This is a genomic window from Pseudomonas arsenicoxydans (assembly GCF_006438915.1).
Lineage (GTDB): Bacteria > Pseudomonadota > Gammaproteobacteria > Pseudomonadales > Pseudomonadaceae > Aquipseudomonas > Aquipseudomonas arsenicoxydans_A.
The window spans coordinates 374,327-392,962 of the sequence record NZ_RCZE01000006.1; the positions used below are offsets into that span (position 1 = coordinate 374,327).

Sequence of the window (18,636 nt, forward strand, 5' to 3'; positions counted from 1 at the left end):
CGGCGACCTCAGTGTTCAAGACGAGGGCGCAGTATACAGACTCAATGTTGAGGGGATTTACGGGATCATGGGGTGGATGCAAAACCTGTGGCGAGGGAGCTTGCTCCCGCTCGACTGCGAAGCAGTCGCAAAACCAGCCGAAACGGATTACCTGAAAGAATGCATGTCAGGTTTTGGGGCCGCTTCGCTGCCCAGCGGGTGCAAGCTCCCTCGCCACAGTAGATTGGTTGCGGCAGTTAGTGACCGGCGGTTTTGGAGAACAGTTGGATAACGACAACACCCAGCACGATCAACGCCATCCCCAGCATCGCCGGCACATCCAGCTTCTGCCCATAGATGAACAGCGCCGCGACGCTGACCATCACAATGCCCATGCCGGCCCACACCGCGTAAGCGACGCCCACCGGAACGCTACGCACCACCAGGGTCAGCATCCAGAAGGCAATGCCGTAGCCGACGATCACCAGAACCAGTGGCAGGGGCGTGCTGAAGCCTTTGACGGCTTTCATCGAAACGGTCGCGATCACTTCGGCGCAGATGGCGATGGCCAGGTAGTAGTAAGCGGTCATGGGTGCATCCTCGTGTGAAGTGTTGCTCTCTGAGGTCGGCATTTTAGAGACTCGTCAGATGCGGTAAAGTCATTACCTATCTGCCATGAAGATGGGTTGATTTATGCAATGGAATCTTGAGCAACTGCGGTTGTTTGTCAGCGTAGCGGAGCAGCGCTCGTTTTCTGCGGTGGCACGTGATCAGCGCAAGGCGCAGTCGGCGGTCAGCAGTTCGATTGCGCTGCTGGAGGAAGATTTGGGCGTGAGCCTGTTCGATCGCAGCAGCGGCCGTCAGCCGAAACTCACCGAGGCTGGCAATGCGTTGCTGGACGAGGCGCGAGAAGTGTTGCGCCAGTGCGAGCGCCTCAACGGCCGCGCGCTGGCCATGATGCGCGGCCAGGAAGCTCGATTGCGTGTGGCTCAGGATGAAGCCATGCCCTATCAGCCGATCATAGAAAGCTTCGAAGCCCTGGCGGAAAAATTTCCCAGCCTCGAAGTGCAACTGACCAGCGCCGCCCAGGGCGATGTGGCGCGCAAACTGGTGGAGCGCCGCGCCGATCTGGGTTTGCTGTTCTATCACGACCAGATCCCCGAAGCCCTTGAGCGGCGTGTGCTGGGCAGCGTCGAGATGGTCACGGTGTGCGGTGTCGGGCATCCACTGGCGAAACAGGCTCAAGTCGATTGCCAGGCACTGGCACAGCATCGGCAGTTGCTGATGTCCACCCAGTCCAGCGTTTATCCCGGCAGCGAACCGGCCAGCCCGCAAGTCTGGCGCGCCGACAGTTTCTACGTGATGGCCGAATGGCTGGTGCGCGGCCTTGGTTGGGCCTGGCTGCCACGGCATGTGGTGCAGTACCCGGCGTACCAGGGCCTGATGGTCGAACTGGACAGCGAATGGACCCCGCCGGCGCTGGTGGTGGAGCTGGTGTGGCGTCGCGATGAGCCCCTGGGCCCGGCGGCGCGTTGGCTGGCGGAACGTTTTGCCGTGCACTTGCAGGCGATCGGCGAGAAAAGCCGATAAACTCCGCCGCCATGAATAGAACTCTCTATACCGCGCTGTTTTACCTGGGGCTGCCACTGGTAGCGATTCGGCTGTGGCTGCGGGCGCGTAAGGCGCCGGCGTACGCCAAGCGTATTGGCGAGCGTTTCTCCCTCGCACTGCCGGTGATGAAGCCTGGCGGTATCTGGGTGCACGCGGTGTCGGTGGGCGAAAGCATTGCTGCGGCGCCGATGATTCGCGCCTTGCTGCAACGTTATCCGCAGCTGCCGATTACCGTGACCTGCATGACCCCGACCGGGTCCGAGCGCATCCAGGCGTTGTTCGCCAATGAACCGCGCATTCAGCACTGCTACCTGCCTTACGATTTGCCCTGCGCCGCTGCACGTTTTCTTGACCGGGTCCAGCCAACGCTGGCAGTGATCATGGAAACCGAACTGTGGCCCAACCACATTCACCAATGCGCGAAACGCGGGATTCCCGTTGCGCTGGCCAATGCGCGACTGTCCGAGCGCTCGGCCAAGGGTTACGGCCGCTTCAGCAAACTGACGCAGCCGATGCTCGCCGAGATGAGCTTGTTCGCGGTACAGACCGAGTCTGAAGCCCAGCGTTTTCGTGATTTGGGTGCGCGTCCTGAAACCGTGCAAGTCACCGGCTCGATCAAGTTCGACCTGACCATCGACCCGCAATTGTTGCAACGCGCCGTCGAACTGCGCACGCAATGGCAGACGCTTGAACGGCCGGTGTGGATCGCCGCCAGTACCCATGAAGGCGAAGACGAAGTGGTCCTTGCGGCCCATCGTCAGTTACTGGCCAATCATCCCGATGCGTTGCTGATTCTGGTGCCGCGCCATCCGGAGCGATTCAACGCGGTGTTCGAGCTGTGTCAGCAGCAGGGTTTCGCCACGCTGCGGCGTTCCACGGGCGAGCCGGTGACCTCGGCCACGTCGGTGCTGGTGGGCGACACCATGGGCGAGTTGCTGTTTCTCTACGCCTTGGCAGATACCGCGTTCGTGGGGGGCAGCCTGGTGCCGAACGGCGGGCATAACCTGCTGGAGCCGGCGGCGTTGGCCAAGCCGGTACTGAGCGGCCCGCACCTGTTCAACTTCCTCGAAATCGCCGCGCAGTTGCGCAGTGCCGGGGCGCTGCAGGAAGTGGAGGATGCCGAAGGCCTGGCGCTGGCAGTGCAGCGGCTGTTCGAATTGCCGCGCGATGCGCAGCGGATGGCCGAGGCGGGGCTGAAGGTGATGCGCCGCAATCAGGGAGCGTTGCAGCGGCTGCTGGATGGGCTGGGGCGGTTGATCAACCGACCCAACTGACACTGACACCTGTGGCGAGGGGGCTTGCCCCCGTTGGGCTGCGAAGCGGCCCCAAAAATGCGACTGCTGCGCAGCCGTGCGGGGGCAAGCCCCCTCGCCACAATGATTACCTGTTACTCGCCGGGTCTTGCCTTGAGCTGTGCCGCCGCAGCCTTCGCCAGATCCGGCGGCAGGAAGTCCTTGTCCGGGTTGTAGTCGGCCTTGAGGTAACGCTTCAGGTCTTCCAGATCCCCCGGGTTCAGCGTGCCGGCCTGCTGTTTCAAGCGCAGGTTGTCGAGGATGTAGTCATAGCGGGTGTTGTTGTAGTCGCGTACCGAGGTGTACAGCGAGCGCTGCGCATCCAGTACGTCGACGATGTTGCGTGTGCCCACCTGATAGCCGATTTCAGTCGCTTCCACCGCACTCTGGTTGGAGATGATCGACTGCTTGCGCGCCTGCACCTGATCCACATCGGTGTTGACCGCGCGATGCAGGTTGCGAGTGCTTTCGACGATTTGCCGACGCAGCGCTTCGCGTTGCTGCTCGGTCTGATCCAGCTGTGCATACGATTGACGTACTTGCGAGGTGGTCAGGCCGCCGCTGTAGATCGGGATGTTCAGTTGCAGGCCCACCGTCGTTTGCTCGACGTTGCCACCGTACGGTTGTCTAAAGGCGCTCGGATTGCTGAAGCCAAATGCGTCGTTGTCACCCTTTTCGTATTTCGCTACAGCGTCCACAGTCGGCAAGTGACCGGCCTTACGCTGCTTGAGGGTTTGTTCGGCGGCACTGACCGCGTAGTTGCTGGCCAGCAGATTCAGGTTCTGGCGGGCGGCCGTATCGACCCAGGCCTTGGCATCGTTCGGCGCTGGCGGCAGGATCGGCAGGCTATGGACGACGCCCCAGATCGAGTTGTACTGACGGTTGGTCAGGGTGATCAGCGCTTCAAAGGCATCATCGACCTGGCGCTGGGCAACGATCCGGTTGGCGCGTGCGGTGTCGTAGCTGGCTTGTGAGTTGAGCACGTCGGTCTTGTCCGACAGGCCGACGTCGAAACGCTCGTTGGACTGGTCGAGTTGGCGTTTGAACGCGGCTTCTTCCGCCTTGGTCGACGCCAGGTTGTCCTGGGTGCGCAGCACGTTGAAGTAATCTTCAGCGGTCTGCAGGATCAGGTTTTGCTCGGTGGCCGAGAGTTGCAGGGCATCCTGTTCGTTGACGTCCTTGGCGGCCTGGAACTGGAACCAGCGATCAGCACGGAACAGCGGCTGCGCCAGGGTGGCCTGATACGAGTTTGCGCTGCGATTGGCTGTCGCCGAAGGCTGGTCGATTGCGGTGCGAACACTGGCCACTTCGGCACCACCCGACAGATTGGGCAGCAGACCGGCTCGGGCTTGGGGCACGACTTCTTTCTGTGCGCCGTATTGCGCGATGGCCGCTGCGAGGTCGGCGTTGTTGGCCTTTGCTTCCTGGTAAACGCTGACCAGGTCGTTCTTGGTCGATAAGGGCGCTTCTGCTGCCCAGCCCGTTCCATAAGACGCACAAGACACGGCAAGGGCCAGTGAAAGTTTGCGCAGCATAGGCGTTCCCTAGAATTAATATTACACAAGTAATTTGAGCGCCAAGGCTAAGGCGCGGCACGTGCCACGTCAACGCATGGCTTGGCTTGGCGAGTGTAGTTGTGCAATGAGGCGGCAACAATCCTGTATCTGCCATTCATCAAGGTGTTTTGCGCGGTGTTGGCGTTCTTTGTCAGTTGTGTCTAGACTGGCCGGGTTCTTGTCGGGGTGCCTTGCTATGAGGCTGAGATCGAATAATTTCGGATCCCGTTGAACCTGATCAGGTTAGCGCCTGCGTAGGGAACAAGATTTCTCGTCACCCGGCGAGTCCTCTTGTGCTTCGTCCGGGATGTTGTTCGACAATCGAACACCCCTCGAGCACTGAGCACAGCACCAACGGCTTCGTTATGGCTGATTGGTCGCGTCCATTCGTTACAGGTTCGCTCCGACAAAATTCCACTGCCTGGATGCTGTCTGGAGAGCCCGTGATGACGATAAAACCAAAAAATACGATGAACCTGAGTGATTCGGCCCAAGTCGATCAACAGTCGGTTCAACCGTTTACCCGTTCGCAAAAAATCTATGTCCAGGGCTCGCGCCCCGACATCCTCGTGCCCATGCGTGAAATCAGCCTGGACGTAACCCCGACCGACTTCGGCGGCGAGATCAATGCGCCGGTGGTGGTGTACGACACCTCGGGCCCGTACACCGACCCCAACGTCATCATCGACGTGCGCAAAGGCCTGGCCGATGTGCGTTCCGCGTGGATCGAGTCCCGGGGCGATACTGAACGCTTGCCGGGTCTGAGCTCCAACTTCGGCCAGGAACGCCTCGCCGATGCCGAACTGACCAAACTGCGGTTCGCCCACGTCAACAATCCGCGCCGCGCCAAAGCCGGGGCCAACGTCAGCCAGATGCACTATGCCCGCCAAGGCATCATTACCGCCGAGATGGAATACGTCGCCATCCGCGAAAACATGAAGCTGGAAGTGGCGCGTGCCGCCGGCCTGCTGGACCAGCAACACGCCGGCCACAGCTTTGGCGCCAGCGTGCCGAAAATCATCACCCCCGAATTCGTCCGTGACGAAATCGCCCGTGGTCGCGCGATCATTCCGGCCAACATCAACCACACCGAACTGGAACCGATGATCATCGGCCGTAACTTCCTGGTGAAGATCAACGGCAACATCGGCAACAGTGCCTTGGGTTCGTCCATCGAAGAAGAAGTGGCGAAACTGACCTGGGGCATTCGCTGGGGTTCGGACACGGTCATGGACCTGTCCACCGGCAAGCACATTCACGAAACCCGCGAGTGGATCATCCGTAACTCGCCGGTGCCGATCGGTACGGTGCCGATTTATCAGGCCTTGGAAAAAGTCGGCGGCGCCGCCGAAGACCTGACTTGGGAGCTGTTCCGCGACACGCTGATCGAGCAGGCCGAGCAGGGCGTCGACTACTTCACCATCCACGCCGGCGTGCTGCTGCGCTACGTGCCTCTGACCGCCAAGCGCGTGACCGGCATCGTTTCCCGTGGCGGTTCGATCATGGCCAAGTGGTGCCTGGCGCACCACAAGGAAAACTTCCTCTACACCCATTTCGAAGACATCTGCGAAATCATGAAGGCCTACGACGTCAGCTTCTCGCTGGGCGATGGCCTGCGTCCGGGTTCGATTGCCGACGCCAACGACGCCGCACAATTCGGCGAACTGGAAACCCTCGGCGAGCTGACCAAAATCGCCTGGAAGCACGACGTGCAATGCATGATCGAAGGCCCGGGCCACGTGCCTATGCAATTGATCAAAGAGAATATGGACAAGCAGCTCGAGTGCTGCGACGAGGCGCCGTTCTACACCCTCGGGCCGCTGACTACCGACATTGCTCCAGGCTACGACCACATCACCTCCGGGATCGGTGCGGCGATGATCGGCTGGTTCGGTTGCGCGATGCTGTGCTACGTGACGCCGAAGGAACACTTGGGCTTGCCGAACAAGGATGACGTGAAGACCGGGATCATCACCTACAAGATCGCCGCGCATGCCGCCGATCTGGCCAAAGGGCATCCGGGCGCACAGATTCGCGACAATGCCTTGAGCAAGGCGCGGTTCGAATTTCGTTGGGAGGACCAGTTCAACCTCGGCCTCGATCCGGACACTGCCCGTTCGTATCACGATGAAACGCTGCCGAAGGATTCGGCCAAGGTCGCGCACTTCTGCTCGATGTGCGGGCCGAAATTCTGCTCGATGAAGATCACTCAGGAAGTCCGTGAGTACGCGGCCAACCAGCGGATCGAAACCGTGGATGCCGAAGTCGCCCAGGGATTGGCGGACCAGGCTGAACGGTTCAAGCAGGAAGGCAGTCAGCTGTACAAGAAGGTTTGATCTGACCTGTGATTGACGGCGCCTGTGCTGCCGCCTTCGCGAGCAAGCCCGCTCCCACATTTGATGTGTGTCGTTCACAAATCCAATGTGGGAGCGGGCTTGCTCGCGAAGGCGTCAGGCCAGGCACTGAATATCTCAATGACACAATTATCCCTCTGAGATAACACCCTTGAGCATTCAACCGAGTACTTATTCCCCCGACATCGCCGTGCCAACCGACAAACGCGTCTTCGGTGGCCGCGACCTGTTTTCCCTGTGGTTCTCCCTCGGCATCGGCCTGATGGTGCTGCAGACCGGCGCACTGCTCGCGCCTGGCCTGGGTCTGTCCGGCTCGCTGCTGGCGATCTTCCTTGGCACCCTGGTCGGCGTTCTGCTGCTGGCCGCCGTCGGCGTGATCGGCAGCGACACCGGCCTGTCGTCGATGGCCGCGCTCAAACTCAGCCTCGGCAAGCGTGGCGCGAGCCTGCCGGCCGTGTTGAACCTGCTGCAACTGATCGGTTGGGGCTCGTTCGAGATCATCGTCATGCGCGATGCCGCCAGCCTGCTCGGCGCGCGGGCGTTCAGCGAAGGCAGCCTGCTGTCGAATCCGCTGCTCTGGACAATTGTCTTCGGTGGTTTGGCGACGTTGCTGGCTGTCAGCGGTCCTCTGACATTCGTGCGGCAGATCCTGCGCAAGTGGGGTATCTGGCTGTTGCTGGCCGCGTGCATCTGGCTGACCTGGAACCTGTTCGCCAAAGCCGATCTGGCTGCCTTGTGGGCGCAGGCCGGTGATGGTTCGATGCCGTTCGCCGTGGGCTTCGACATTGCTATCGCGATGCCGCTGTCGTGGCTGCCGCTGATTGCCGATTACTCGCGTTTCGGCAAGCGTGCGAAAAACGTCTTCGGCGGCACCGCGCTGGGCTTTTTTATCGGTAATTTCTGGCTCATGAGCCTGGGCGTGGCCTACACCCTGGCGTTCGCGCCGAGTGGTGAAGTCAATGCCTTGCTGTTGGCGCTGGCCGGTGCCGGTCTGGGCATTCCGCTGCTGCTGATCCTGTTGGACGAGTCGGAAAACGCCTTCGCCGATATTCACTCGGCGGCGGTTTCCAGCGGGATTCTGTTGCGCTTGAAAGTCGAGCATCTGGCGCTGGCCATCGGCGTGATTTGCACACTGATCGCGTGCCTGGCGCCATTGGCCCAGTACCAGAACTTCCTGCTGTTGATCGGTTCGGTGTTTGCGCCGCTGTTCGGCGTGGTGCTGGTGGATCACTTCATCCTGCGCAAGCGTTCGGCTCAGGTGGCGTCAGCCGCGTTGCGCTGGCCGGCGTTGCTCGCCTGGTTGGGCGGGGTGAGCACTTATCACTTGCTGGCTAATCTGTATCCGGACGTCGGCGCAACCCTGCCGTCGTTGATTCTGGCAGGGCTGCTGCAACTGGTGCTGGGCCGGGCCTTCAGTTACGGCCGGGAAACAGCTCGGGCTTGATGATGCCGTTCAGGCGTGGGTAGGGGATCTTCAGTTCGACATGGCCCAGCGCGTAAGGCGCGATGGTGCTGGTTTCGTACTTGAGGATCACCCCGCCGTAGGTCAGCGCCACGTTCTGGGTTTTCTGGAATGGCCACTGCTTCACGAACTCCGGTTCCTGATCGAGCTTGGTGCTGATCAGCCAGCTGTTGTGCGCCACTTGCGCCGCCTTCCAGAACGCTTCTTCCTGACCCGGCACCAACATGTCCGACAGCGTCAGCACTTTGTGCTGCTGGCGTGAATAGTTGATAAAGCTGCGGCCCGGGGTGCCATGGGCGCCGCCGGTGTCCAGGTAGCTGGAAAATTCAACGATCACCAAGCCGTCATGCTGCTCACGTACTTTGGCTTGCAGGTAACTGCTGTAGCGCGGACCGGCGGTGCGCAAAAACTCATCGCGATAGGCCGTCAGCGTTGGTGCCACCGGGGCGTCCGGTGTGGCGCGGGTCATTTGCAGCAGGCGTTTTTCAACGATGCCGTCAAGCTGGGGTTCGGCAGGGAAGCGCAGTGTATCGATGTTCACCAACGGGCAATCGGGGGTGGTGCAACCCGGTTTCAGCGTTTCGGTGGCGTCGCGGGTGGTTTCCAGCGGCGCCCGGTAGTTGGGCTGGAACAGACTCTGGCAGGCGCCCAGCGTCAGGGCGATTGCGGCCACGGAGGCAATTTTAAAAAGCGACATGGGCGTCCTTTGTAAAACAGGGAAAGGCAAAAAGTTATCCGCTTCGACTCTCAACGAAGCAGTCAGTTCGCCACTAAGCTAATTAGAGTTGGTTTCGCCCTCACCGTCTATCCCGCTGACGGGAAAGGGGCTGCATCAAATGTCGCAGGCGCGTTAGGATGGCGCGAAGTCGAGGTTGCCAGTCACAAAAAGGAGCCTCGTAACGGATTTGCAGTAAAGAGGATTGTCATGACTGATTTTGCCAACGCCATTCCGACCGCCGTAGATATCGTTCGGCGCGAAAAGTGCTACGAGGGCTTTTACAAGCTCGACCGTGTGCACTTGCGCCACGAGTTGTTCGCCGGCGGCATGAGTCGCGAAATCAATCGTGAAGTGTTCGTGCGCCACGATGCGGTGTGCGTGCTGCCTTATGATCCGCAGCGCGACGAAGTGGTGCTGATCGAGCAGTTTCGCGTCGGCGCCATGGGCAAGACCGACAACCCTTGGTTGATCGAACTGGTCGCTGGTCTGATCGATAAGGAAGAAGTGCCGGAAGAAGTTGCTCACCGCGAAGGGCAGGAGGAAGCTGGGCTTGTGTTCGGGGCGCTCTGGCCGATGATCAAATATTTCCCGTCGCCGGGCGGCAGCAATGAGTTCGTGCACCTGTTCCTGGGGCGTTGCGATTCTACCGGGGTCGGCGGCCTGCATGGGCTGGAGGAAGAAGCTGAAGATATCCGCGTCACGGTCTGGGCGTTAGAAGATGCCTTGCAGGCCGTACGTGACGGACGAATTGCCAACGCGGCCAGCATCATTGCCTTGCAATGGTTAGCTTTAAACCGCGCTGAAGTGAGGGGGTTATGGTCGTAAACAAGCTGCGCGATCGCTATCGGGTGGACCTTGCGGGGCTGCAAGCTTCCTGCGAGGCGAACTACGCGCGGTTGATGCGACTGCTGCCGGACATGCGCGACGAGCCGGCGGCGCGGCGCATTGCTGTGACGCATGGCGAACAGATGCTCGGCGTACTGGCGCTGGAAGTGTTGCAGGTCTGCCCGTACACCACGACCCTGCAAGTGCGCCAGGAACACAGCCTGCCGTGGCTGCCGATCCCCCAGCTGGAAGTGCAGGTTTATCACGACGCTTGCATGGCCGAAGTGGTCAGCGCCGAGCATGCGCGGCGTTTTCGCGGCATCTATCCTTACCCGAATGCCTCGATGCACCAGCCGGATGAAAAGGCTCAGCTGAACATGTTTCTGGGCGAATGGCTGAGCCACTGTTTGGCTTGCGGGCACGAATACGCCGTTGTTCGGTAGTTGTGAACTGCGTCAGGTTCACAGGTTTCCCCTTTTGAGCGCTCCCCAGCATAATTGCGGCACCTATCCACCCCCGTGATTCAGCCCTGGGAGAACGCCTTGCCGAGCGTATCCACATTGACCACCGCCGATCCGGCGTTGCTGGTGCAACTCTCCGACAGCCATCTGTTCGCCGAAGCGGACGGCACGTTGCTGGGCATGAACACGCGGAACAGCCTGCAAAAAGTCATCGAGCTGGTGCAGGTTCAGCAGCCGAGTATCGACCTGATCATTGCCAGTGGCGATCTGTCTCAGGACGGGACGCTGGAGTCCTACCAGCAATTTCGCGACATGACCGGGCAGCTCGATGCGCCGGCGCGCTGGATTCCCGGCAATCACGATGAACCACAGATCATGGCCGAGGCGGCGGTGCAGAGTGCATTGCTGGAACCGGTGGTGGATGTTGGCAACTGGCGAGTCACCTTGCTTGATTCCGCCGTGCCGGGTTCGGTGCCGGGGTTTTTGCAGGATGAGCAGTTGCAGTTGTTGGCCCGATCACTGAGCGAGGCGCCGGAGCGGCATCATTTGGTGTGTTTTCACCATCACCCGGTGTCGATTGGCTGTGCGTGGATGGAGCCGATCGGGTTGCGCAATCCTGAGGCGCTATTTGCAGTGCTTGATCGTTTTCCACAGGTGCGGGCGGTTTTGTGGGGGCATGTGCATCAGGAAGTTGACCAGGATCGCAACGGCGTTCGATTGATAGCCTCGCCGTCGACCTGCATTCAATTCGAGCCGGGCAGTGATGATTTCAAGGTCGGGGAGCAGGCGCCGGGGTATCGCTGGTTGCGGTTGTTGCCGGATGGGCGGCTGGAAACCGGTGTGGAGCGCGTCACTGGATTCGACTTTCAAGTCGACTACGGTTCCAACGGGTATTGATGGTTGTGGTCTTGGCGGCCTTCGGGCCGACCATGTTGTGGTTGGCGGGGTACATATCCATTTCTGCGGTAACGGCCGCTGGCGGTTTCGCCCTTACGGCGAGGCACTTTTTTCAAACGCCAAAAAAGTACCCAAAAAGGCTCGCCCCAAGCGTCCGGCCCCTCGCCAGGGCTCGGCGTTCCTTCGCTCCGGTATCCATCCGGGGACACTGCCCTCCGGTCTGCTTCGCGACGACCTACATGCAGCGTGTTCGACTACGTCGAACGGCGCTACGCGCCACTCCCCGGATGAACACCTCCACTCAGCCTCCCGACGGGGCGGTTGAATCAAAAGCTGCAGGCGAGCTAACGCTCGGCCTGTTGAGTGGTGAGAAGCGGCGGGTGTACGCCGATCTATCGTAGGAGCCTGGCTTGCCAGCGATGGCGGCCTGACAGCCGACCAATCGCTATTAGTTGTACCCAGTTCAAAATGTGGGAGCGGGCTTGCTCGCGAAGGCGGCCTGACAGCCAACCATTCTCCATCAAATGTACCCAGATCAAACTGTGGGAGCTGGCTTGCCAGCGAAGACGGCCTGACAGCCGACCATTCTCCATCAGATGTACCCAGTTCAAAGTGTGGGAGCGGGCTTGCTCGCGAAGGCAGCCTGACAGCCGACCAATCTCTATCAGTTGTACCCAGTTCAAAGTGTGGGAGCGGGCTTGCTCGCGAAGGCGGCCTGACAGCCGACCAATCTCTATCAGTTGTACCCAGTTCAAAGTGTGGGAGCGGGCTTGCTCGCGAAGGCGGCCTGACAGCCGACCAATCTCTATCAGTTGTACCCAGTTCAAAGTGTGGGAGCGGGCTTGCTCGCGAAGGCGGCCTGACAGCCGACCAATCTCTATCAGTTGTACCCAGTTCAAAATGTGTGCGAGCCTGCTCGCGATGCGCCCTCAAAGGCACCACGAATCCCAAGGATATCCCCGATCCCCCCGACTCCCTGTAAACTGCGCCTCTTTACCCGACGCACAGGGAGCTCAAATGTCAGGTTCGATCCTTTATATCCATGGTTTCAACAGCGCGCCTTCGTCGAAAAAGGCTACGCAGTTGATGCAGGTGATGGACCGACTTGGCCTGAGCAATCATCTGCGCGTTCCAGCCCTGCATCACCACCCTCGCGAGGCCATCGGTCAGCTGGAGCAGGCGATTGAAGCGCTGGGGCGGCCACTGCTGGTCGGCAGCTCACTCGGCGGCTACTATGCGACTCACTTGGCCGAGCGTCATGGCCTCAAGGCTTTGCTGGTCAACCCGGCCGTCAGTCCGCACCGGATGTTCGACGGGTACCTGGGAGCGCAGAAAAACCTGTATACCGATGAAGCCTGGGAATTGACCCACGACCACGTGACGGCACTGGCCGAGCTGGAAGTGCCGGCGCCCCAGGATCCGCAACGGTATCAGGTGTGGTTGCAGACCGATGACGAAACGCTGGATTATCGCCTCGCCCAGCAGTATTACCGGGCCTGTGCCTTGCGCATCCAGGCCGGCGGCGATCATAGTTTCCAGGGTTTCGCCGCGCAATTGCCGGCGATGCTGAGTTTTGCCGGCATCGGCGCAGATGTGTATCAGGCGATTGATTTCGCAGCTCTATAAGTAGCTTCTCCTCTTTTTCACAGAACACTTTTTTACAGGCGGACGACGAGACCCCATGGCCACTCCCAGCGCTAGCTCTTATAACGCAGACGCCATCGAAGTCCTCTCGGGCCTCGACCCGGTGCGTAAACGCCCCGGCATGTACACCGACACCAGTCGGCCGAACCACCTCGCCCAGGAAGTCATCGACAACAGTGTCGACGAAGCCTTGGCCGGGCATGCGACCTCGGTGCAGGTCATCCTGCACGCCGATCACTCCCTGGAAGTCAGCGATGACGGCCGTGGCATGCCGGTGGACATTCACCCGGAAGAGGGTGTGTCGGGCGTTGAACTGATCCTTACCAAACTCCATGCGGGCGGCAAGTTTTCCAACAAGAACTACCAGTTCTCCGGCGGTCTGCACGGGGTGGGTATTTCGGTGGTCAACGCCTTGTCCAACGAAGTCCGGGTGCGCGTAAAGCGTGACGGCAACGAATACCAGATGACGTTCGCCGACGGTTATAAGAAAACCGAGCTGGAAATCATTGGCACCGTTGGCAAGCGCAACACCGGCACCAGCGTGTTCTTCGCGCCGGACCCGAAGTACTTCGATTCACCGAAATTCTCCATCAGTCGCCTCAAGCACGTGCTCAAGGCAAAGGCCGTTCTGTGCCCGGGGCTGCTGGTCAGTTTTGAAGACAAGGCCACCGGCGAAAAAGTCGAATGGCATTATGAAGACGGTTTGCGTTCGTACCTGGTGGACGCGGTCAACGGCTTCGAGCGACTGCCTGACGAGCCGTTCTGCGGCAGCCTGGTCGGTAATAAAGAAGCGGTCGACTGGGCGCTGCTGTGGTTGCCGGAAGGTGGCGACAGCGTGCAGGAAAGCTACGTCAACCTGATCCCGACGGCCCAGGGCGGTACTCACGTCAACGGTCTGCGTCAGGGCTTGCTCGATGCCATGCGTGAATTCTGTGAATTCCGCAGCCTGCTGCCACGTGGCGTGAAGCTGGCGCCGGAAGACGTCTGGGAGCGCATCGCCTTCGTCCTGTCGATGAAAATGCAGGAGCCGCAATTCTCCGGCCAGACCAAAGAGCGTTTGTCGTCCCGTGAAGCGGCGGCGTTCGTATCCGGTGTGGTCAAGGATGCCTTCAGTCTGTGGCTCAACGCCAACCCGGAAACCGGCATGCTCCTGGCGGAATTGGCGATCAACAACGCCGGCCGCCGCCTCAAAGCGAGCAAGAAGGTCGAGCGCAAGCGCATCACCGCAGGGCCAGCGTTGCCGGGCAAACTCGCTGACTGTGCCGGGCAGGACCCGATGCGATCCGAGCTGTTCCTGGTGGAAGGTGATTCCGCCGGCGGTTCCGCCAAGCAAGCGCGGGACAAGGAGTTTCAAGCGATCCTGCCGTTGCGCGGCAAGATCCTGAACACCTGGGAAGTCGATGGCAGCGAAGTGCTGGCCAGCCAGGAAGTGCACAACATCGCCGTCGCCATCGGCGTCGATCCGGGTTCGGCGGACATCGCCCAACTGCGTTACGGCAAGATCTGCATCCTCGCCGACGCCGACTCCGACGGTCTGCACATTGCCACGCTGCTATGCGCCTTGTTCGTCCAGCATTTCCGCCCGTTGGTGGATGCCGGTCACGTCTACGTCGCGATGCCGCCGCTGTACCGCATCGACTTGGGCAAGGAGATTTACTACGCCCTGGACGAAGCCGAGCGCGATGGCATTCTGGATCGTCTGGTCGCCGAGAAAAAACGCGGCAAGCCGCAGGTCACCCGATTCAAAGGCCTGGGTGAAATGAACCCGCCGCAACTGCGCGAAACCACCATGGACCCGAACACCCGGCGCCTGGTGCAACTGACTCTGGATGATTTCGCAGCGACCTCGGAAATGATGGACATGCTGCTGGCGAAGAAACGCGCCGGTGACCGCAAGTCCTGGCTGGAATCCAAGGGCAACCTGGCCGAGGTTCTTGGTTGATGCGGCTTGGCTTTGCCCTGGCGTGTGCGTTGCTTCTGACCCCGGTGTCGGCGTTTGCCGATCCGGCGCCAGAGTTGCGCATGCTCTCCGAGCATCCCGTCGACGGCATGCGCGGCGGCAACCTGTCTGGGCTTGCCCAGTGTGGCAACGATCTATGGACGGTTTCTGACCGTGACGACGACCAGATCTATCGTCTCGATACCAGCGAAACCGTCTGGCAGGCCGAAACCCTGCACATTGATGTACCGCCGGTGCCGGACAGTGGCTTGCCGTGGGGCTTGAAGTCCCGCGTTTGGGGCGCCTCGTTCGTGCGCGGCGGCGATCTGGATTTCGAAGGCATTACCTGCGACAGCGCCGGCAACCGCTACCTTGTCAGTGAAGGCCATGCAGCGGTGTTGCAAGTGCCACCCACGGGGCCAGCATCCTGGTTGAAAATCACGCCGATGATGGTTCGTGAAGCACGCGCCCGAGGATTGCTCCAGCACTTCAATGCCATCTTCGAAGGTATCGCGATCAACCCTGCTGGCGATCAAATGTGGCTCGCGGCCGAGCGCCAAGGTCGCGGATTGCTGATGATCAAGCGCAAACAGACTGTATGGGATTGCGACGGTGGCTGTGTGCTGCTGAGCGAAGCGGGCATGGAAATGCAGCCGCCGCAGTTCCCCCACGCCAAACCGGTCAACCGCGACTTCTCCGACGTGTCTTTGTTCGAAGGCAAGTTGTTTACCCTTGAACGCAATGCCTATCAGATTTGTCGCCGCGACCCGCAGACGGCCAAGGTCGAACGCTGCTGGTCGTATGCGGCCGAGCTGTTGCAGGAAAACCGACGTTATTCACAGCACTACGGTTTGGAAGAAGCGTTGATCGTCGACGCTGATGGTGCCTGGATCGGCGTCGACAACAATTTCGGCCCCCGCGTCGATGGCGAAGTCCGCCCGATCGTCTGGCGCTTCGCCGCGCCTGAAGGTGGCTGGAGCGCGAAGCCGTGAGTCAACAACCGCCGGGCAAGCGCGCCGGTCGAGTATTGATGGTGCTGGCCTGGTGTGCGGCGCTGTTTCTGGCTACGCGGTTTTTCGGGCAATGGGAGGCGCGGCAGCAAAACCCGAATGTGGTGGTCAGTTCCGAGCAGGGCGATGGGTTTATCGAAGTGAAACTGGTCAGCAACGGTCAGGGGCATTTTGTCGCCAGCGGCGCGATCAACGGCCACCCGGTGGATTTCATGCTCGATACCGGGGCGACGGATGTGTCAATTCCGGCCAGTGTGGCCGAGGGGTTGAAACTGGAACAAGGCTTCGGGGTGACCCTGAGCACGGCCAATGGTCTGAGCGAGGGCTATCGAACCCGCATCGACCGGCTGCAACTGGGCGACATTGTGTTACGTGATGTTCGCGCGCTAGTCGCACCAGGCCTGGAAGGCAAACAGGTGCTGCTCGGCATGAGCGCACTGAACAAACTTGAATTTACCCAGCGCGGTGGCACCATGCTGCTGCGCCAGACAACGAACCGATGAGGCCCGCATGAGCGACTCCCTTGATCTCAGCCTGGACGGTGTAGAACGCCGGTCACTGGCTGACTTCACCGAAAATGCCTACCTCAACTACTCCATGTACGTGATCATGGACCGTGCCTTGCCGCATATCGGCGACGGCCTGAAACCGGTACAGCGACGCATCATCTACGCGATGAGCGAGTTGGGGCTGGACGCCGATTCCAAGCACAAGAAATCGGCGCGTACCGTCGGTGACGTGCTCGGCAAGTTCCACCCGCACGGCGACTCGGCCTGCTACGAAGCCATGGTCCTGATGGCCCAGCCGTTCAGCTACCGCTACACGCTGGTCGACGGTCAGGGTAACTGGGGTGCGCCGGATGATCCCAAGTCTTTCGCCGCCATGCGTTACACCGAAGCGCGGCTGTCGCGTTACTCCGAAGTGCTGCTCAGCGAACTGGGCCAGGGCACCGCGGACTGGGGCCCGAACTTCGACGGCACCCTCGACGAACCGCTGGTGTTGCCGGCACGCTTGCCGAACATCCTGCTCAACGGCACCACCGGCATCGCCGTGGGCATGGCCACCGACGTGCCGCCGCACAACCTGCGCGAAGTCGCGACGGCGTGCGTGCGTTTGCTCGATGAGCCCAAAGCCACGGTCGAACAGCTCTGTGAACACATCCAGGGCCCGGATTACCCGACCGAAGCAGAAATCATCACGCCTCGCGCCGACTTGTTGAAAATGTACGAAACCGGCAAGGGCTCGGTGCGTATGCGCGCCGTGTACCACATCGAAGACGGCGACATCATCGTCACCGCACTGCCGCACCAGGTGTCCGGTGCCAAGGTGCTGGAACAGATCGCCGCGATGATGCAGGCCAAGCCGTCCAAGGCTCCGCAGATCGCTGACCTGCGCGACGAGTCCGACCACGAAAACCCATGCCGCATCGTGATCATTCCCGGCGCGCGCAAAAACTTCGATCACGACGCACTGATGACGCACCTGTTCGCCAGCACCGAGCTGGAGTCGAGCTACCGGGTCAACATCAACATCATCGGCCTGGACGGCAAGCCGCAGCTGAAAAACCTGCGGGCGCTGCTGGTCGAATGGCTGGAATTCCGCGTGCAGACCGTGCGTCGCCGTCTGCAATTCCGCCTCGACAAGGTCGAGCGTCGCCTGCACCTGTTGGACGGTTTGTTGATTGCCTACCTTAACCTGGATGAAGTGATTCACATCATCCGCACCGAGGAGCATCCAAAAGCCGCCCTGATCGCGCGTTTCGCCCTGAGCGAAATCCAGGCCGACTACATCCTCGACACCCGTTTGCGTCAGTTGGCGCGACTGGAAGAGATGAAGTTGCGTGCCGAGCAAGATGAACTGCTCAAGGAACAAGCCAAGCTGCAAGCCCTGCTGAGCAGCGAAGCCAAACTGAAAAAACTGGTACGCACCGAGCTGATCAAGGACGCCGAAACCTATGGCGACGACCGTCGTTCGCCGATTGTCGAGCGCGCCGAGGCCAAGGCCCTGACCGAGCACGACCTGCTGCCGAACGAGAAAGTGACGGTCGTGCTGTCGGAAAAAGGCTGGGTCCGTTCGGCCAAGGGGCACGAGATCGACGCCACCGGGCTTTCCTACAAGGCCGGGGATGGTTTCAAAGCCCTGGCAGCCGGGCGCTCCAACCAGTTTGCGGTGTTTATCGACTCCACTGGTCGCAGTTATTCGGTGGCGGCGCACACGTTGCCATCGGCCCGCGGCCAGGGCGAACCGCTGACCGGTCGTCTGACGCCGCCACCAGGCGCGAGCTTCGAATGCGTGCTGATGCCGGAAGACGATTCGCTGTATGTGATCGCCTCCGACGCCGGTTACGGCTTCGTGGTCAAAGGTGAAGACTTCCAGGCCAAGAACAAGGCCGGCAAGGCGTTGCTGAGCCTGCCGAGCAACTCGAAAGTCATTCTTCCGCGCCCCGTAGCCGATCGTGAGAGCAACTGGCTGGCCTCGGTCACGACCGAAGGTCGCCTGCTGATCTTCAAGATCAGCGACCTGCCACAATTAGGTAAGGGCAAAGGCAACAAGATCATCGGCATCACCGGTGAACGCGTGGCCAATCGCGAAGAATATGTCACGGACATCGCCGTACTGCCGGAGGGTGCCACGTTGGTGCTGCAGGCCGGGAAACGTACCTTGTCACTGAAAGCAGACGACCTCGAACACTACAAGGGTGAGCGTGGACGTCGTGGTAACAAATTGCCACGTGGCTTCCAGAGGGTGGATGCGCTGCTCGTCGAAAACCTCAATTAGGCGTCCTAGACCGCTCGATCTACGATTTAACGCGTAGATCGACGCTTTGGCGCTGGAGTCGGAACGCATATTCACGGATGATATGGCCTTTCAAGCGCCGGCGTGGCCGA

15 protein-coding genes and 1 riboswitch are annotated in these 18,636 nt (G+C 60.5%); of the genes, 12 read left to right on the top strand and 3 right to left on the bottom strand.

The genetic code is table 11. The annotated features are described in order from the left end of the window. Positions 1 to 236 precede the first annotated feature (236 nt). Entirely contained in the window at positions 237 to 569 is a 333-nt protein-coding gene (locus tag EAH78_RS15365; RefSeq protein ID WP_015093202.1) for a DMT family transporter, read from the bottom strand. Positions 570 to 672: 103 nt separating this feature from the next. Here EAH78_RS15365 and EAH78_RS15370 point away from each other — a divergent pair, with 103 nt between their 5' ends. Together EAH78_RS15370 and waaA are read left to right on the top strand one after the other, a co-directional pair. Then, entirely contained in the window at positions 673 to 1,569 is an 897-nt protein-coding gene (locus tag EAH78_RS15370; RefSeq protein ID WP_140668273.1) for a LysR family transcriptional regulator, read from the top strand. Positions 1,570 to 1,580: 11 nt separating this feature from the next. Beyond that, positions 1,581 to 2,864, top strand: a complete 1,284-nt coding sequence (waaA, locus tag EAH78_RS15375) for a lipid IV(A) 3-deoxy-D-manno-octulosonic acid transferase (protein ID WP_140668274.1) — start codon at positions 1,581 to 1,583, stop codon at positions 2,862 to 2,864. A 113-nt stretch (positions 2,865 to 2,977) separates the two neighbouring features. On the opposite strand, the gene EAH78_RS15385 is transcribed toward waaA, so the two are convergent. Next, positions 2,978 to 4,417 (bottom strand): TolC family outer membrane protein, encoded by a 1,440-nt coding sequence (locus tag EAH78_RS15385; protein ID WP_140668275.1) that lies wholly within the window; start codon positions 4,415 to 4,417, stop codon positions 2,978 to 2,980. Positions 4,418 to 4,610: 193 nt separating this feature from the next. After that, positions 4,611 to 4,716: riboswitch (TPP riboswitch) on the top strand. A 168-nt stretch (positions 4,717 to 4,884) separates the two neighbouring features. Between EAH78_RS15385 and thiC the strand changes: the two genes are divergently transcribed. Together thiC and cytX are read left to right on the top strand one after the other, a co-directional pair. Continuing rightward, a complete protein-coding gene (thiC, locus tag EAH78_RS15390; protein WP_140668276.1) occupies positions 4,885 to 6,774 on the top strand; it encodes a phosphomethylpyrimidine synthase ThiC in 1,890 nt (629 codons plus the stop codon). A 169-nt stretch (positions 6,775 to 6,943) separates the two neighbouring features. Further along, on the top strand, positions 6,944 to 8,236 hold the full coding sequence (gene cytX, locus EAH78_RS15395; RefSeq protein ID WP_140668277.1) for a putative hydroxymethylpyrimidine transporter CytX: 1,293 nt from the start codon (positions 6,944 to 6,946) through the stop codon (positions 8,234 to 8,236). Here the strand turns inward: cytX and EAH78_RS15400 are convergent. Continuing rightward, positions 8,205 to 8,951 carry an RsiV family protein gene (locus tag EAH78_RS15400; protein ID WP_140668278.1) on the bottom strand — a complete coding sequence of 249 codons (747 nt, stop codon included), beginning with the start codon at positions 8,949 to 8,951 and terminating at the stop codon, positions 8,205 to 8,207. The two genes, cytX and EAH78_RS15400, sit on opposite strands and share 32 nt — an antisense overlap. A 228-nt stretch (positions 8,952 to 9,179) precedes the next feature. Here EAH78_RS15400 and EAH78_RS15405 point away from each other — a divergent pair, with 228 nt between their 5' ends. The 8 genes from EAH78_RS15405 to parC all read left to right on the top strand — a co-directional run bounded on the left by EAH78_RS15405 (position 9,180) and on the right by parC (position 18,526). Beyond that, the gene (locus tag EAH78_RS15405; RefSeq protein WP_140668279.1) at positions 9,180 to 9,797 is read left to right on the top strand and encodes an NUDIX domain-containing protein; all 618 of its coding nucleotides are present in this window, start codon (positions 9,180 to 9,182) and stop codon (positions 9,795 to 9,797) included. Continuing rightward, on the top strand, positions 9,788 to 10,240 hold the full coding sequence (locus EAH78_RS15410; protein WP_027922011.1) for a DUF1249 domain-containing protein: 453 nt from the start codon (positions 9,788 to 9,790) through the stop codon (positions 10,238 to 10,240). The genes EAH78_RS15405 and EAH78_RS15410 overlap by 10 nt, the downstream gene beginning before the upstream one ends. A 99-nt stretch (positions 10,241 to 10,339) precedes the next feature. Beyond that, positions 10,340 to 11,155: a 3',5'-cyclic-AMP phosphodiesterase gene (cpdA, locus tag EAH78_RS15415; protein WP_140668280.1), complete on the top strand. Its 816-nt coding sequence runs from the start codon at positions 10,340 to 10,342 to the stop codon at positions 11,153 to 11,155. A gap of 1,017 nt (positions 11,156 to 12,172) precedes the next feature. Continuing rightward, positions 12,173 to 12,781, top strand: coding sequence for a YqiA/YcfP family alpha/beta fold hydrolase (locus tag EAH78_RS15425; RefSeq protein ID WP_140668282.1), 609 nt, complete (start codon positions 12,173 to 12,175; stop codon positions 12,779 to 12,781). A gap of 55 nt (positions 12,782 to 12,836) precedes the next feature. Next, positions 12,837 to 14,741, top strand: a complete 1,905-nt coding sequence (parE, locus tag EAH78_RS15430; RefSeq protein WP_140668283.1) for a DNA topoisomerase IV subunit B — start codon at positions 12,837 to 12,839, stop codon at positions 14,739 to 14,741. After that, positions 14,741 to 15,730 carry an esterase-like activity of phytase family protein gene (locus tag EAH78_RS15435; RefSeq protein WP_140668284.1) on the top strand — a complete coding sequence of 330 codons (990 nt, stop codon included), beginning with the start codon at positions 14,741 to 14,743 and terminating at the stop codon, positions 15,728 to 15,730. Before parE ends, EAH78_RS15435 begins: the two co-directional genes overlap by 1 nt. After that, complete coding sequence (locus EAH78_RS15440; RefSeq protein ID WP_140668285.1) at positions 15,727 to 16,251, top strand: retropepsin-like aspartic protease family protein; 525 nt, start codon at positions 15,727 to 15,729, stop codon at positions 16,249 to 16,251. The genes EAH78_RS15435 and EAH78_RS15440 overlap by 4 nt, the downstream gene beginning before the upstream one ends. Before the next feature lie 7 nt (positions 16,252 to 16,258). Further along, entirely contained in the window at positions 16,259 to 18,526 is a 2,268-nt protein-coding gene (gene parC / locus EAH78_RS15445) for a DNA topoisomerase IV subunit A (protein ID WP_027922005.1), read from the top strand. Positions 18,527 to 18,636 lie beyond the last annotated feature (110 nt).

Coding starts and splice junctions, on each gene's coding strand:
- EAH78_RS15365 (WP_015093202.1), bottom strand. CDS start 569: ATGACCGCTTACTACTACCTGGCCATCGCCATCTGCGCCGAAGTGATC.
- EAH78_RS15370 (WP_140668273.1), top strand. CDS start 673: ATGCAATGGAATCTTGAGCAACTGCGGTTGTTTGTCAGCGTAGCGGAG.
- waaA (WP_140668274.1), top strand. CDS start 1,581: ATGAATAGAACTCTCTATACCGCGCTGTTTTACCTGGGGCTGCCACTG.
- EAH78_RS15385 (WP_140668275.1), bottom strand. CDS start 4,417: ATGCTGCGCAAACTTTCACTGGCCCTTGCCGTGTCTTGTGCGTCTTAT.
- thiC (WP_140668276.1), top strand. CDS start 4,885: ATGACGATAAAACCAAAAAATACGATGAACCTGAGTGATTCGGCCCAA.
- EAH78_RS15400 (WP_140668278.1), bottom strand. CDS start 8,951: ATGTCGCTTTTTAAAATTGCCTCCGTGGCCGCAATCGCCCTGACGCTG.
- EAH78_RS15405 (WP_140668279.1), top strand. CDS start 9,180: ATGACTGATTTTGCCAACGCCATTCCGACCGCCGTAGATATCGTTCGG.
- EAH78_RS15410 (WP_027922011.1), top strand. CDS start 9,788: ATGGTCGTAAACAAGCTGCGCGATCGCTATCGGGTGGACCTTGCGGGG.
- EAH78_RS15425 (WP_140668282.1), top strand. CDS start 12,173: ATGTCAGGTTCGATCCTTTATATCCATGGTTTCAACAGCGCGCCTTCG.
- parE (WP_140668283.1), top strand. CDS start 12,837: ATGGCCACTCCCAGCGCTAGCTCTTATAACGCAGACGCCATCGAAGTC.
- EAH78_RS15435 (WP_140668284.1), top strand. CDS start 14,741: ATGCGGCTTGGCTTTGCCCTGGCGTGTGCGTTGCTTCTGACCCCGGTG.
- parC (WP_027922005.1), top strand. CDS start 16,259: ATGAGCGACTCCCTTGATCTCAGCCTGGACGGTGTAGAACGCCGGTCA.